The organism is Pseudomonas sp. ArH3a (assembly GCF_022648765.1).
Classification (GTDB): Bacteria; Pseudomonadota; Gammaproteobacteria; order Pseudomonadales; family Pseudomonadaceae; genus Aquipseudomonas.
In genome coordinates, this window is record NZ_CP080330.1 from 3,394,821 (window position 1) to 3,409,722 (window position 14,902).

Annotated in this window: 10 protein-coding genes; 8 read left to right on the forward strand and 2 right to left on the reverse strand. The window is 59.2% G+C overall.

Annotation, left to right across the window (positions count from 1 at the left end; translation table 11 throughout):
* The first annotated feature begins 163 nt into the window (after positions 1 to 163).
* From K0P33_RS15350 to pgm, 4 genes are all read left to right on the forward strand, one after another.
* Positions 164 to 1,186: a zinc-dependent alcohol dehydrogenase family protein gene (locus K0P33_RS15350; RefSeq protein ID WP_094953143.1), complete on the forward strand. Its 1,023-nt coding sequence runs from the start codon at positions 164 to 166 to the stop codon at positions 1,184 to 1,186.
* Positions 1,187 to 1,903: 717 nt separating this feature from the next.
* On the forward strand, positions 1,904 to 3,337 hold the full coding sequence (locus tag K0P33_RS15355; protein WP_242149229.1) for a hypothetical protein: 1,434 nt from the start codon (positions 1,904 to 1,906) through the stop codon (positions 3,335 to 3,337).
* Positions 3,334 to 4,740 (forward strand): PLP-dependent aminotransferase family protein, encoded by a 1,407-nt coding sequence (locus K0P33_RS15360; RefSeq protein ID WP_242149231.1) that lies wholly within the window; start codon positions 3,334 to 3,336, stop codon positions 4,738 to 4,740. The genes K0P33_RS15355 and K0P33_RS15360 overlap by 4 nt, the downstream gene beginning before the upstream one ends.
* 105 nt (positions 4,741 to 4,845) lie before the next feature.
* Positions 4,846 to 6,489, forward strand: coding sequence for a phosphoglucomutase (alpha-D-glucose-1,6-bisphosphate-dependent) (gene pgm, locus K0P33_RS15365; RefSeq protein ID WP_242149234.1), 1,644 nt, complete (start codon positions 4,846 to 4,848; stop codon positions 6,487 to 6,489).
* 529 nt (positions 6,490 to 7,018) lie between these two features.
* On the opposite strand, the gene K0P33_RS15370 is transcribed toward pgm, so the two are convergent.
* Complete coding sequence (locus K0P33_RS15370; protein WP_242149236.1) at positions 7,019 to 7,714, reverse strand: pirin family protein; 696 nt, start codon at positions 7,712 to 7,714, stop codon at positions 7,019 to 7,021.
* 219 nt (positions 7,715 to 7,933) lie between these two features.
* Here K0P33_RS15370 and K0P33_RS15375 point away from each other — a divergent pair, with 219 nt between their 5' ends.
* On the forward strand, positions 7,934 to 10,384 hold the full coding sequence (locus K0P33_RS15375) for a UvrD-helicase domain-containing protein (protein ID WP_242149239.1): 2,451 nt from the start codon (positions 7,934 to 7,936) through the stop codon (positions 10,382 to 10,384).
* 1,302 nt (positions 10,385 to 11,686) lie between these two features.
* Here K0P33_RS15375 and K0P33_RS15380 read toward each other — a convergent pair.
* Positions 11,687 to 11,959 carry a DUF1652 domain-containing protein gene (locus tag K0P33_RS15380; protein ID WP_026013572.1) on the reverse strand — a complete coding sequence of 91 codons (273 nt, stop codon included), beginning with the start codon at positions 11,957 to 11,959 and terminating at the stop codon, positions 11,687 to 11,689.
* A gap of 259 nt (positions 11,960 to 12,218) precedes the next feature.
* On the opposite strand from K0P33_RS15380, the gene K0P33_RS15385 reads away from it, so the two are divergent.
* The 3 genes from K0P33_RS15385 to K0P33_RS15395 are packed head-to-tail and all read left to right on the forward strand — an operon-like array spanning position 12,219 to position 14,852.
* Positions 12,219 to 13,028 carry a helix-turn-helix domain-containing protein gene (locus tag K0P33_RS15385; RefSeq protein ID WP_094953731.1) on the forward strand — a complete coding sequence of 270 codons (810 nt, stop codon included), beginning with the start codon at positions 12,219 to 12,221 and terminating at the stop codon, positions 13,026 to 13,028.
* A 49-nt stretch (positions 13,029 to 13,077) separates the two neighbouring features.
* The gene (locus K0P33_RS15390; protein ID WP_242149241.1) at positions 13,078 to 14,484 is read left to right on the forward strand and encodes an FAD-dependent oxidoreductase; all 1,407 of its coding nucleotides are present in this window, start codon (positions 13,078 to 13,080) and stop codon (positions 14,482 to 14,484) included.
* Between the two features lie 26 nt (positions 14,485 to 14,510).
* The gene (locus K0P33_RS15395) at positions 14,511 to 14,852 is read left to right on the forward strand and encodes a cupin domain-containing protein (RefSeq protein ID WP_242149244.1); all 342 of its coding nucleotides are present in this window, start codon (positions 14,511 to 14,513) and stop codon (positions 14,850 to 14,852) included.
* Positions 14,853 to 14,902: the final 50 nt, after the last annotated feature.

Consider the following 14,902-nt stretch of genomic DNA (forward strand, 5'->3'; position numbering starts at 1 on the left):
GTACTCTGCACAAGATAATTGAGTTTTCCTACGATAGCTGAGGTCAATACCTCAGTTGCGGAATCAATGACAAGCATGTCGACTATTAACGGCGACCGGTGGCCTTACCTGGAAAGCCCAGATAGAGTTCATGGCATTAGAGGTTACTTTGACGAGGTTTGCGATGTCCCGCACGATTCGTTTTCACAAGTTTGGTCCGGCCGAGGTGCTCAAGTGCGAAGAGCATGTAGCCGCGCAGCCCGCACCGGGCGAAGTGCAGGTGCGTGTCGAGGCGATTGGCATCAGCTGGTATGACATTCTATGGCGCCAGAACCTGGCGTCTTCCCATGCACGTCTGCCGTCCGGCCTTGGCCACGAGATGGCCGGGGTGGTTGTAGCCCTCGGCGACGGCGTGGATGACTTGGCAGTGGGCGATAAAGTGGCCAGTTTTCCGGCCGAGAGCCCCAATGATTATCCGGTGTATGGCGAACAGATCGTCCTGCCCCGTTCAGCCTTGACCCGCTATCCGGACGTCTTGAGCCCGATTGAAGCCAGCGTGCACTACACGCCGCTGCTGATTGCCTACTTTGCCTACGTGGACTTGGCGCGGGTCAAACCCGGCCAATTCGCCTTGGTCACCGACGCGAGTCACTGCTCTGGCCCCTCGTTCGTGCAACTGGGCAAAGCCCTGGGCGTGCGGGTGATTGCCGCGACCAAAGACAGTGCCGAGCGTGAGTACCTGCTGTCCCTGGGCGCGGAAAAGGTGATCGTCACTGAAGAACAGGATTTGCTTATGCAGATCAACAAGTTCACCGATAATCGCGGCGTAGACGTGGTGTTCGATGGCTTGGGCGGCCCGCAAATGTCGCTGCTCGGTGATGTACTGGCACCGCGTGGCAGCCTGGTGCTTTATGGCCTGCAAGGTGGCAACCAGACGCCATTCCCGGCCTGCGCCGCCTTCCAGAAGAACATTCAGTTCTTTGTGCACTGCATCGGCAACTTCACCGGCAAGCCGGAGCTTGGCATCATTCAAGACCAGGTTGCGTTGCAGCGTGCCTTGCGTGATATCAACCAACTGACGGCTGATCGCGTGCTGGTGCCGCTTAAAACCACGGTGTTTGCGTTCAACCAGTTCGTGGAAGCGCACCGTTATATGGACGAATGCCCGTGCCGCGAGCGAGTTGCATTGCAGGTTGAAGCTGTTTGAGGTGTAGGAATATTCGCAAAGGAGTATTCCAAACCCCGTGTGTATGGGGCAAATGCGCCATTTGACAGGGCTTAACTCGCACACTGTTTGAAGCGTGCCAATGCCGTTTGGTCCTGTAAACGATACCTTTCCCCCTGACGCCGCCCTGAAATTCAGCGCGGCGTTGTTGTGTCTGCGTTATCGGTGTATCGCTTGATTATTATCTGAACTGGTTTTCTGCCAAGTTCTGTATCTGTTAATCATAATTTCAGTCCTGATAATTGAGTCTTCACTTTCAACTCAAGGACTGAGTAATGATTGATTTGCTGATACAGCTGCAGGTACTTCCTCTAACTAATAGTTCAGTGCCTGCGCGTGCACGCGCAGGCGGGTACTTTCAAGGCGGATTTCAAGCGGTACACAAACGAGGATTAAAGTTTGGCGAGTTATATTTGTCGGATGAGTCTTTTAATACAGGGTGAAGGTGGCGTAGGAGGCTGTCGGAAGATTCCTAGGATCTCTGCCGTAAACGGCCTAGATGCTTGACGATAAGGCCATCGGGAGCAATGGATGCCCCATGGGGAGTCGAGTAACCAGCCTATGTCGATTTGTTGCGGGGTGCTAGTGTTTATACATCGCGAGCATTCGCCGCGGGCGACATTCTCACAGACGCAATAAGTCGAACAACTACGTTCTGTCGTTATTCGAAACTGATATTTCAACTCAGGTAGTACAGCTATGAGCGCTATTCACGACCAGGCTATGAATTATGTTTATCAACAAGTTCAGCAGCGTTTGATTGGGTACTTTACCCGCGCAGAACGCACAGCACTTCAATTATTGATCCAGCGTATTGTCGTGGCCGCAGGGGGCATGGAGCAGATAGGGGATTATAAGGTGTTGGTAGCCCATGGCGGCGGGGAGGTCAGCAGCTACACCCTGGCCATGCTGCGCGCCGCACAATTGAGTATTGCCGGGCGCGCGCCGAGGACGTTCCAGCTGCGGGTTGCCACGTTGCGCCACACCGGCATGACCCAAGACACCCTCGATACGATCCATCGCGGTTACAGCCGTTTGTTTTTCCACGATGACGAACGGGTTGAGCTGCTGATGGTGGAAAACCAACAGGTGCTGCCCTTTAACTACCAGCGCCCGTTGTCCAGCGTCGGCTGTGAAACCAGCCAGCGCAATAGGTTGATGATAGGGCATCTGACCTCCGGCGATATCTGCGCAACACTGTGCAATGACACCTACTTGGCCCTGGGGGATTTCTATCAGCGTGTCACCGCGTGGAACGGCGGGGTGCATGCCGTGGCCAGCGGCGATTCCGCGCGCAAACAGAGCCAGCTCCTCGCCTGGCTGAAAAAGACCGCCCAGGCCGCAGGCGCTACGCTGGCGACCGACAAGCCGGCATCGCTCAACGGGCTGTTCGCGCGGATGGACGAATGGAGCGAAGGCTTCTACCGTGACCTGTTCGGCGAGCACTGTGTGCCCAAGGCTAACGCCAGCCCGGGTGGGCATCGCAACCTGGCCTCCATCGGCATTGCCGACCTGCTTGAGGGCGTTGACCGCACGTGCGCGCCTTTGCTTACCGAGTTCATGGCCTATAACCCGGACCCGCTGGGCTTTCATTTCAGCCACCCTACGGTTGCCAACCCGTTGCTGATGGCGCACCTGCGCGGCCTGCAAGCGGAATGCCTGCGGGAGCTGGATTACGAAGAGGGTGTCGAAGGGTTCTTTCTACAGGCCGCGCAGTACCTGCGTGATCTTCAGATTCCCGATACGCTGATAACCCAAGCCATGAGTCGCGAAGGACGCGTGCTGGCGACCCAATGTGCCGAACAGTTCTTCGGCTTGGAAGAGGGCCAACTGATCTGTCTGTTGTTTTCGCCCTTCATCCATCATGGCGAACGGCTGGAAGGCTATTTGCGCCAGTGCCATCCGGGCATGCTGGTGGCCTTGCCTGAACTGCACAAGGTGTTGCAGGGCAAGCCTGCCGCCGAGATGTTGCAGCAGTGGCTCGCCGACACCAGCGGGGTACCGCTACCGTTGCTCCAGCACCTGTACCGCAAACGGCCGACGACGCTGGTTCCCGGCGCAACTGCACGCAGCCCACGTCATGAACGGCCTATGGCTGACGGCGAACTGGCCTTCCAGCTGTCCGGGCGATGACGCTGCGTGGTGAGCGGCAGGCGGACTTCGCCTATCAGGCGGTCTATCGCTACATGATCAACCTGATCAACGAGGTCAGTACCGACTCCCGCGTGAAACTGCCGTCGCTGCGCCAGTTGTCCCAGCGCCTGAATGTCTCGATTTCCACCATTCAGTATGCGTACTCACTGCTGGAGAAAGAGGGCCGGGTGTATTCGGTGGCCAAGTCAGGCTATTACGCCTGGCCCCTCGCCGGCAGCCCTTCGACGTTGCCAAGTGGGGATTTGCTCGAGCGCCTCTACGTGGCCGCGCGGCGCCCTGGGATGGTGGTGCTCAGTAGCGATGAGCCTACGTTGCTGGTCTCCCTGGACGCGACGTTGCTACGGCTGGAGCGCGAGCTTGTGCGCCAGTACCCGCGCCACTTGCAGGCCTGGTCCCAGCCTTGCGGGGTGTGGGAGCTGCGAGCGGCATTGGCGGCGCGCTACACCTCGTCGCCCACTCGCTGCTGGCATGCCGATGACGTGTATATCGGCGCCGACCTGCGTGGCGTGTTGGAGATTCTCATCGAAGTGCTGGACCTGCCGGGCTCCACGGTGATTGTGGAGTCGCCCTGTGACTGGCTGATTCTGCGCCTGCTGCAAGATGCCGGTGTGCGCATCATTGAGTTGCCTTGGGCGGTGGATGGCAGCCTGGACCTGGCGGCGCTCGAAGGGATGTTACGCGGGGAGACAGTGCAACTGGTGTTGCTGTCATCAGCGGTCAGCCTGCCGTCGGGGGTTGCCATGCAGCCACGCGAGCGCCTGGACGTGGCGCAGCTGCTTGATCATTACGGTTGCTGGCTGCTGGAAAACGACACCTATGGTGAGCTGAGTTTCAAGCCACCGCCTGTTGCCCTGCGCGATTTGGTCAACCCTGAGCGGCTGGTGGTGTTTTCCTCCTTCGAAAAAATACTCGGGCCAGAGGCGCCTTACGGTTATGTGCTGACCCGGCAGATGAGCAGCGAATTACAACGTCAGTTCCTGTTGCGCTCGTTCCGGCTGTCCTCGATTCGTCAGCGCGCCATTGCACGCGTCTATCACAGCGGGCGAATCGACCTGCACCTGCGCAGCTTGCGCCAGCTGCTGCGTGAGCAGGCCTTGGACATGAGCCAGCAGTTGGACCAGCAGTTGGGTGAACACGTGACCTACCAGATGCCCGCCGGTGGTGCGACCTTCTGGCTAGGCTCCACCCGTGCGGTGGACATGCGCGAGGTATTCCAGCAAATGCTGGCACAGCAGGTGGTCGTGGCGCCTGGGGAACTGTTCAGCGTCGGCGGCCTGCACCACCAACATGTGCGCTTGAGCCATACCTTCCACGGGCAGCCCAGCCTGGAAGTTGTGCTGGCGGCACTGGGCGAGGCACTGCGGCAGGCTCAAATCGATTAGCGAATGAAATTTCTCTTGTGAGCGTAGGATCGATAGCGTCGCGCAGTAGTCCAACTCCCAGTAAACTGTCGTTTTTCTCAAAATCCTTCTTTTCGAGGTTTATGCATGACAATCAGTCCTTTTGCGGGCAAACCGGCGCCAGCTCAGTTGCTGGTGGATATCCCGCGACTGGTCACGGCCTATTACACCGGCCAGCCTGATGCAGCGATCTCCACCCAGCGCGTGGCCTTTGGTACGTCCGGGCACCGTGGCAGCTCGTTCGAACTGAGCTTCAACGAATGGCACGTGCTTGCCATCAGCCAGGCCATCTGCCTGTACCGTGAAGCCCAAGGCATCAATGGGCCTTTGTTTGTCGGCCTGGACACCCACGCGCTGTCGACACCGGCCGGGGCCAGTGCCCTGGAAGTGCTGGCCGCCAATGGCGTGCACGTGATGCTGGCCGAAGGCGATGAATACACCCCAACCCCGGCGATTTCCCACGCCATCATCTGCTACAACCGTGGCCGCACCAGTGGCTTGGCCGACGGCATCGTCATTACGCCGTCGCACAACCCGCCACAAAGCGGCGGCTACAAGTACAACCCACCTAACGGCGGCCCGGCTGATACCCACGTCACCAAGTGGATCGAGGCTAAGGCCAACGAACTGCTGGCTAACAAACTCGCCGGGGTCAAGCGCATCACCCATGCCCAGGCGCTCAAGGCCGATACTACCCATCGCCATGACTACCTCAACAGTTACGTGGCCGACCTGGTCAATGTGATCGACATGGACGCCATCCGCAGCGCCGACCTGCGCCTGGGCGTGGACCCGTTGGGCGGAGCAGGGGTGCGCTACTGGTCGGCGATTGCCGAGCACTACCGTTTGAACCTGGATGTGGTGAACACCGAAGTCGACTCCACCTTCCGCTTCATGAGCGTCGACTGGGATGGGCAGATCCGTATGGACCCGTCTTCCAGCTATGCGATGCAAGGCTTGATCGGCCTCAAGGAGCGTTTCGACGTGGCCTTTGCCTGCGACCCGGACCACGACCGCCACGGCATCGTCACCCCGTCCGGCGGCCTGTTGGCGCCGAACAACTACCTGGCGGTGTCCATCGACTACCTGTTTCAGAACCGTCCCGACTGGCGCACTGATGCGGCCGTGGGCAAGACCGTGGTCAGCAGTGGCTTGATTGACCGTGTTGCTGCGCGTATTGGCCGTCGTTTGTACGAAGTGCCGGTAGGCTTCAAGTGGTTTGCCGATGGTCTGTTCGACGGTTCGCTGGGGTTTGGCGGGGAAGAGAGCGCTGGGGCTTCGTTCCTGCGCAAGGACGGCACCGTGTGGAGCACCGACAAGGACGGCTTGATCCCGGCCTTGCTGGCAGCGGAAATGACTTCGCGTAAAGGTCAGGACCCAAGCCAGATCTACCGTGGGCTGACTGACGCTTTGGGCGAGCCGTTCGCGATTCGTGTCGACGCCAAGGCCACCCCGGCGCAGAAAGCCTTGCTGGGCAAGCTGTCGCCTGAGCAGGTGACGTCGACGCAGTTGGCTGGGGAGAGCATCCAGCAGATCCTCAGCCATGCGCCGGGCAATAACCAGGCGATTGGCGGCTTGAAAGTGATGACCGAAAACGGGTGGTTCGCTGCGCGGCCATCGGGGACCGAGGACATCTACAAGATCTATGCCGAGAGCTTTATTGGTGAAGATCACCTTAAGCAGTTGGTGGAAGAGGCGCAGATGTTGGTGGACGGGGCCATTTCCGAGTAACTGACACCCAGCTGTAAATGTGGGAGCGGGCAAGTCGCACCGCTGCGATGCAGGCGCCTCGGTGTATCAGGCATAGCCAGTTGATGCCATCGCAGGCAAGCCAGCTCCCACATTAGATTGAGTTCAGTTTCAAATATCAGGTCGGCTGTCAGGCCGCCTCGACTTGCTTTTGATCTAACCACTCAGGTCGGCTACTAGGCCGCCGTGCTCTTGCTTTTGATCTTGATCTTAGGCGCCCCGTTAAACCACGATGGCCGAACGCAGGCTTGAATCCGTGGGTAACCCGGCAGGACGCCGGGTTAGCCGCGATGGGCCAAGGATGGCCCATCGCGGCGGCCCACGGATTCAAGCCGGAGTGAGGGCATGCCGAGCCTAGGCGAGGCAACGAGTGGTGGGGCAAGAGCCCTTTTGGTTACTTTTGGGGCTCTTTTCCAAAAGTGACCCGCTGTAAGAGCGGAACCCATATCAGCCATCACCCAAATAACGGATATGCCCCCAGCGCCCCAGCGCCCCAGCCCCAGACCGAAGATCAAGCCAAATCGACCAACACGATCTCACTGTCATCAATCGCCGTCACCCGCAACACCTGCTCATCCTCAACCGCCACACCATCCCGAGCCTGTGCACGCAAGCCATTAACTTCAATCACCCCCGTCGCCGGCACCAGATACGCGCGGCGCCCGCTGTCCAGGTGATATTCAGCACTTTCCCCCGCTTTCAGGTTGGCCGCCACCAAGCGCGCATCGGCACGAATGCGCAGGCTTTCGCTGTCACCCGCTTTGCCGCTGGCCAAGGTCACAAAACCCTCGCGGTCACCTTTGGGAAAAGGTTTGGCACCCCAGGAAGGCGGCAAGCCGGCTTCATTCGGAATGATCCAGATCTGGAAGATCTTGGTCGGCGTGGCTTCAAGGTTGTATTCGCTGTGGGCAATCCCAGTGCCTGCACTCATCACCTGCACGTCGCCGGCCTCAGTGCGGCCTTTGTTGCCCAGGTTATCGGCATGGCTGATGGCACCTTCACGCACATAAGTGATGATCTCCATGTCGCGGTGCGGGTGCTGTGGGAAGCCAGTGCCGGGCGCAATGATGTCGTCGTTCCATACCCGCAGGTTGCCCCAGTGCATGCGCTTGGGGTCGTGGTATTCGGCGAATGAAAAGTGGTGATGGGCGTCAAGCCAGCCATGATGGGCGCCGCCGAGGGTGTTGAAAGGTCGAAGTTCGAGCATGAGGGTCTCCTGTTGATGGTGCCCATGATCCAGCAGAGCATGATCGATAAAAAGCGTAAAAAATGCCTGATTCCAATCCATTAATTCGATGGGTTGCTGGCGTTTTGACTTTCACTTCATCGCCTAACTGCATGACGTCAAAGCAATTGGCTGGAACTGAGCGCCGATTCCGGCGACCATGGCACCTTCGCCAAAACCAACCTCATCGCTGGAGTCCGCGTGCCGCAACAAACGCCTGATCTGCCCCCCGAACTTCGTCCATTAGCCGAGATGCCTCTGCTGAAACGGCTCGCTGCGCGTCTTTTCGGGCATGGCCTGACGCGTTTACGTGCCCAGCATCGGTTTTCCTGGCTGCACGGCCAGGCCGACGGTTTTCGCAGCGGGCACGAGGCCGGTGTGGAATATGGCTATCGCGAGGGCAAGGCCGACGGTATCGAGGAAGGTCGGCAGGTGTTGCTGATCCGCGACTTTCGCCCCGATGAACACCGAGCGCCGGGCGTGGATGACAGCCTGTTCGACGACTGGCGGCTGCCGCTCACCACAGACGTGAAGAAGCGCATGAAGGCCGACGTGGCGCGCTTGCTGCCGGCGCATGCGCAGCCGAGTGCGGCGCAATGGAAGATGATCTTCAGTGACACGCCCTCGACCTCGGTGATTGCGGGAGCGGGTGCCGGTAAATCCACCTCGCTGGTCCTGCGTATCCTGCTGCTCACCCATTACCTGGGCTTTGAACTGAGCTCGATGACCGTGGTGACCTTCACCCGCGAGTCGCGTAAGGACTTCATCAACAAGCTCATGGAGATTCTCAGCCTGTGGGGCCAACCCCTTGGCGTTAAAGAGGCTCAGGCCGTGGTGCGGACCTTTCACTCGCGCATTTTGCCGATGGTACGCAGCTTGCCGGGCTTTGAACGCCTGCAAGCCTTTGAAAACCTCAGCAGTGGCTTCGAAGACGCCGACAGCAACCCCTTCGACCTGCGCATCAGTGACGCCCAGCGCCAACAAATGAATGCCTGCTACCACCGGCTGCATGGCCAACACGCGCGCTTTCGCGAGCTGATTACGCCGTTGGCGCGCCAGGGCCTGCAGCTCAGGGAGCTCGAGCGTGACCACCCGGATGTGCAAAAGCGCGTAGCCGTGACCGAACTGGCGGCCAAGCGCGATGAAGAACTCTGCGATGTGATCGAAGACCTGTGGTTTCGCGCCGGTGCCTGGCCGATCAAGGGTATCGAACCAAGCCGGCAGACCTTCGAAATCAATGGCGCGCAATTTCATTGTCACGGTTACATACCGGAGCTGGATGCCTGGGTGGTGCTGGGCTTCGATTCGCGAGAGAACCCCCAGATAAGCCGACCCAATTCGAAGCTGTCGGTACGTGCAGAATGGGCGGTAAAGCGCACGTTGTTTCAAGCTTTCTGTCGTAAGCCATTGATATGGATAGATAGTTACGAATCTTCAAAGCGTCTTTTAAGCAGTCTGGCCGGCGACGCCAGCGCCGGGCCTGGCTTTGACTACAAGGTCAAAGGCGAGCTGGCCTCGGCGCCGCTGCTGGACAGTTTTGTCATGGCGGCCGGCTTTATCGAGAACCTCGGGCTGGACGTACCCACCGCCGTCGGCCAGATGAGCTTCGCCAAGGACGACCCGGACCGGTTCTTCTTTGAAGCCCTGAGCATTTTCTGGAAAGCCCTGGAAGACCATCTGCTCGATCAGGTGCCGCCGGTGATGACCTACAACCGCATGTTCTCGCTGTTCGGCGAGAACACCCCGGAAAACCTCAAGTTGCTCAGCGATCCACTGCTGCGGCCGATGTCGCACCTGATGATCGACGAGTTCCAGGACGTATCGCCGCAGATCGTCTCGTGGATTCGCGCCAGCCTGCGCGAAATTCGCAGCCGTGGCCCGGCGATGCACGTGGGCCGGGGCGCGCAACGCTCATCACTGCTGTGTGTGGGCGATGACTGGCAGTCGATTTATGGCTGGCGCGGCAGTTCGCCCAAGTACTTTATGGCGTTCAACCAGGAATTCCCGTCACCCAGCACCACCCGTGTGATGCTGAGCGAGAACTACCGCAGCCACCAGCACGTCATTGATGCCGCCGAGCATATCGTGCGCGCCGCACCGGCAATCCCCGGCAAAAAGGCCAAGGCCAGTGGTGAACCCAAGGCGTTAGTGCCGGTAACGGTATTGGAAAGGGACGATGCTGCGTTAGGCCGGCAGTTGCTGGAGCATTACCAAAAGGGCGAATCGGTCTTAATGCTGTATCGAAAAAGCAGCGATAAGTTATTGATTCAAGAGCATATTCAGTCTGTTATTAATGTTGATTCTAGCTTGCCGCCCGCGGTGCGCCGATTGAAACAACTGACCTATCACAGCGCCAAAGGCCTGCAAGCGGACGCAGTATTTTTGCTTGGGGATTGCCAGCATGTGACCAGTTCGCCTTACAAGAACCAGGTCTACCGCATGGCGGGCCTGGGCAAGGACGGTGACAGCGAGCCGTATGACACTGCGCAAAAAGACGAAGTGCTGCGCCTGGCTTATGTCGGCATTACCCGGGCGGCGAGCCATTGCTATTGGTATGTGGAAAAGCCGGAAGGCCAGGGCGTGAATGTGCCCAGGGCTTCGGAGCGAGTAGATGGGAAGAAAGCGTTTTTCAACGATCAGCGCGGTCAGTGAGTGAAAGCAATTTCAATGTGAGCGCTGGCTTCTGTGGGAGCCAGGCTTGCCCGCGGTGGCCATAGGTATCTACACATCTTTTTATGGGTTGAATTCTTTGGTTGTCTCGGGGGGCTGGGTACATATCCGTTGCTGCGGTAACGGCTGATATGGGTTCCGCCCTTACGGCGGGTCACTTTTGGAAAAGAGCCCCAAAAGTAACCAAAAGGGCTCTTGCCCCACCACTCGGCACCTCGCTTAGGCTCGGTGTGCCCTCACGCAGGCTTTGGAGCGGGGGCCGCCGCCATGGGCCATCCTTGGCCCATCGCGGCTAAACCGGCGTCCTGCCGGTTTACCCCCGCTCCAAAGCCTGCGTTCGGCCAGCGTGGTTTAACGGGGCGCCTCAGATCAAGATCAAAAGCAGATCAAGATCAAGATCAAGATCAAGATCAAAAGCACGGCGGCCTAGTAGCCGACCTGAGTGGTTAAATCAAAAGCAAAACCGAGGCGGCCTGACAGCCGACCTGATATTTGAAACTGAACTCAATCTAATGTGGGAGCTGGCTTGCCTGCGATGGCATCAACTGGTTGTCACTGATACACCGAGGTGCCTGCATCGCAGCGGTGCGGCGATCCGACAAGCCAACTCCCACAGAAAAGCAGAGCACAGCGGTGCCAGCAGCCAAACTCGGTCAAAATTGTGGGAGCGGGCTTGCTCGCGAAGGCGGTGTGTCAGTTACAAATAAGCTGACTGAACCACCGCCTTCGCGAGCAAGCCCGCTCCCACATTGGGATCTCGGTATATCAGGCAAAAGGTGTGCTGCCATGCTTTTGCCCTGCTTTTGCTTCTACCACTCAGGTCGGCTACTAGGCCGCCGTGCTCTTGCTTTTGATCTTGATCTTAGGCGCCCCGTTAACCACGCTGGCCGAACGCAGGCTTTGGAGCGTGGGTAAACCGGCAGGACGCCGGTTTAGCCGCGATGGGCCAAGGATGGCCCATGGCGGCGGCCCACGGTCCAAAGCCGGAGTGAGGGCACACCGAGCCTAGGCGAGGTGCCGAGTGGTGGGGCAAGAGCCTTTTGGTTACTTTTGGGCTCTTTCAAAAGTGACCCGCCGTAAGGGCGGAACCCATATCAGCCGTTACCGCAGCAACGGATATGTACTCATATCTACCTAAAAAACTCGTCATCGGCCTAGCACGACACAAAAAGTTGCGTAGATACCTATGCTGCGATGGCAGCACCTCGGTTTATCAGTGATGCCGAGATGACGCCATCGCAAGCCCACTCCCACATTAGATAGACATCACCTGACAAATCAGCCTCAGGCGCGCAACGACAGCGGCGGTACAAAACACTCCAGCTCATCCTCTACCGCCTCGATGATGCGCTCCACATCGGCGGCATTCATCACGGTGGCGCAAGGGATGCCAGCAATGGCGATCAATGTCTCGCCGCTGGCCCGGTCGAACAGGCGGGCGACCATGCTGCCGGGGGCGTCCATGCTCCCCTCAAAGCCCATCGGATGAAAATGCCAGCGCATCAGCTGGCAGGCGTTCGGGAACGTCACTTTATTCATGTTGCCCACCTTGTTCATTGAGCGCTTCCTTTAGCTCGCTGCAGGGGGCCACGACCTTCACGGGTCTTGGCGTCGAAGAACATCAAAAATAGCACTCGTTCGCACGCTCAAGGTGACTTTTTTGAGTCCGTTCGGCAGTTGTTTTCGATTAATTTGATGTGCGTCATCTCCTACTACAAACTAGGCGAAACGCCACTACTCAGATGTGCCTTTTGACGCCTGCACACACTGGTAAAATCCGGCACTCTCAGCTGTTTTATCCGTCGTAGAGCCCTACATGCCCAGCATCGCCCCCGCCGATGATTGCCAGAACACCCAAGCCACCGGCGAGTTGGTCTTGCGTCACCACTTGTGCTGGCGCCATCGCGACCTGGATGGCGTGATGGCCTACTACCACCCTGAAATCCAGTACCACGACTTTTTCCAGAACCGCGTCATCGGTTACGCTGAACTGCGCGAGTATCTGCAAGCCAGCATGCCGCGTGGCGCCGACGAGGCGATCGAGCACACTGACCGCATCCGCGCCGACGGCGACACCGCGTTCATCCAGTACCGCATTACCTTGCGCGGCGGCCAGGGCCTGGTGTCGTTTCGTACCAGCGAAGCCATCACCGTGCGCGATGGGCTGATTTGGCGGGTCAATGAATACGCGTCCCTGGTGCACGAGCAGCCGACCCAGGCCATGCGCCCCACGGTCAGCCGCCTGGGCCTGTCGCCCCAGCAGTTGGGGCATATGGCCAAAGACCTGCAGCAATACTTCGAACTCAAGCAACCCTACCTGGACCCCGAGTTGGACCTGCAGCGGGTTGCCAAGGAGTGTGGCTACAGCCGCAATCAGATTTCCTACCTGTTGAACCAGGTGCTCGGGCAGAGCTTCTACCGTTACGTCAACCAGGCCCGGCTCCAGCATTTGCTGGCCGCGCTGGATAAAGCCCAGCCACCGATCAAGGTCGATGACCTGGCATTCTCCGCCGGTTTCAATTCGCTGTCGGCGTTCTACAGCGCGTTTCGCCAGCACACCGGCCAATCGCCCAAGGCTTACGTCAAACAAATTTCTCTGCGTGCACGCGCGCAAGACAGCCCATAACCCCGCGCTCTAGGATCCAGCCTATCGAAACGAGGTAGGGGAGCTTGGCATGCCGGCATGGCGCAATATCAGTTTATGGATGGACCAGTTGGATGACCCGCTGGTGGCCAGGCCGTCACTTACGCATGACCTTGACGTCAACGTGGCCATTATCGGCGCCGGTTACACCGGCCTGTGGACCGCCTATTACCTGAAACGCCAGGCGCCCGAGCTGAACATCGCGATTATCGAAGCACAGACCGCAGGTTTCGGCGCCTCTGGCCGTAACGGCGGCTGGCTGATGGGTAATTTGCTCGGCGAAGACCGGCTGTTGGCCAGCCTCTCGCCGCAACAGCGCCGCGCCTCCTTTGACCTGCTGCACGGCATTCCCGATGAAGTTGCGCAGGTGTTGGCCCGCGAGGGCATCGACTGCGATTACCGCAAGGGTGGCGCGTTGTATTGCGCTGCGCGCTACCCCGAGCAGGAAGGCAGCCTGCGCCGCTACCTCGACAAACTCCATGCCCAAGGCCTGACCGAAGACGATTACCGCTGGCTGAGCCCGCAACAGCTGGCCGAACAGATCCGCATCGCCAAGCCTTATGGCGGTATCTATGCACCCCACGTCGCGACCATCAACCCGGCCAAGTTGGTGCGCGGCCTGGCGCGCGTGGTGGAGAGCATGGGGGTCACGATCTACGAAAACAGCCCAGTCACCCACTGGCAGTCTGGCAGCCTGCGCACAGCCAAAGCCTGTGTGCGCGCCGCTTGGGTGGTGCCGGCGGTCGAGGGTTATGCCACGACGTTGCCGCCTTTGGGGCGCTACCAGTTGCCGGTACAGAGCCTGATTGTGGCCACCGAGCCGCTGCCGGCCAGTACCTGGGACGAAATCGGCCTGAGCCACGGTCAGGCGTTCGGCGAAAGCAGTCGCCAGGTCACCTACGGCCAGCGTTCAGCCGACAATCGCCTGGTGTTCGGCGCGCGTGGCGGCTATCAGTTCGCCGCAAAGCTGCGCCACAACTTCGACCTGACTGACAGCGAAGTGCAGCTGCGTCGCTACCTGTTCGGCGAACTCTTCCCACAGCTGAAAAACGTCAAGATTACCCACTCCTGGGGCGGCAACCTCGGCATGTCGCGCAACTTCCGCCCACACATGCTCTGCGACCACAAGACCGGCATCGCGTTGTCCGGCGGTTACGGCGGGGAGGGCGTAGGCGCCACCAACCTGGGTGGCCGCACCCTGGCCGATCTGATTTTGGGTCTCGACACGCCACTGACCACCCAGCCCTGGGTGATCCGCGAGCGTGGCCTGGACGCGCTCAAGGCCTGGGAGCCTGAGCCCTGCCGCTGGCTGGGCTACAACGCGATCATTCGCAGCTTTGTCCATGAAGACCAGGTGTTAGCCAACCCTAACACCGCGCCTTGGCGCCGCACGTTGGCGACCGGCGTAGCCGGGTTCATGGAAGGTTTCATGCACTAAGCCGTTTCACTCACACGGGAAAACCCATGAGCATCACTCAATTTAAAGACGCGCTGAACGCCCACTTGCCGGATTCGTCACCGGTGGCCGTGCCCTTGGGCGAGCCCATCGCCGTGGCCTCGACCCTGAGCGTGGAGCGCAACGACGGCGTCGAAACCGGCATCTGGGCATGCACCCCAGGCCGCTGGCGTCGGCAGATCAAATCCCAGGAGTTTTGTCACTTTATCCAGGGCCGCTGCACCTTCACCCCTGACGACGGTGAAATCGTCCACCTACAAGCCGGTGATGCACTGATGTTGCCGGCCAACAGCACCGGAATCTGGGACATCCAGGAGACCGTGCGCAAGACCTACGTATTGATTCTGTAACGCTTTGATCCTTGATCGCCTGCCATAAAAACAGCCCTAAAACCGCCAGG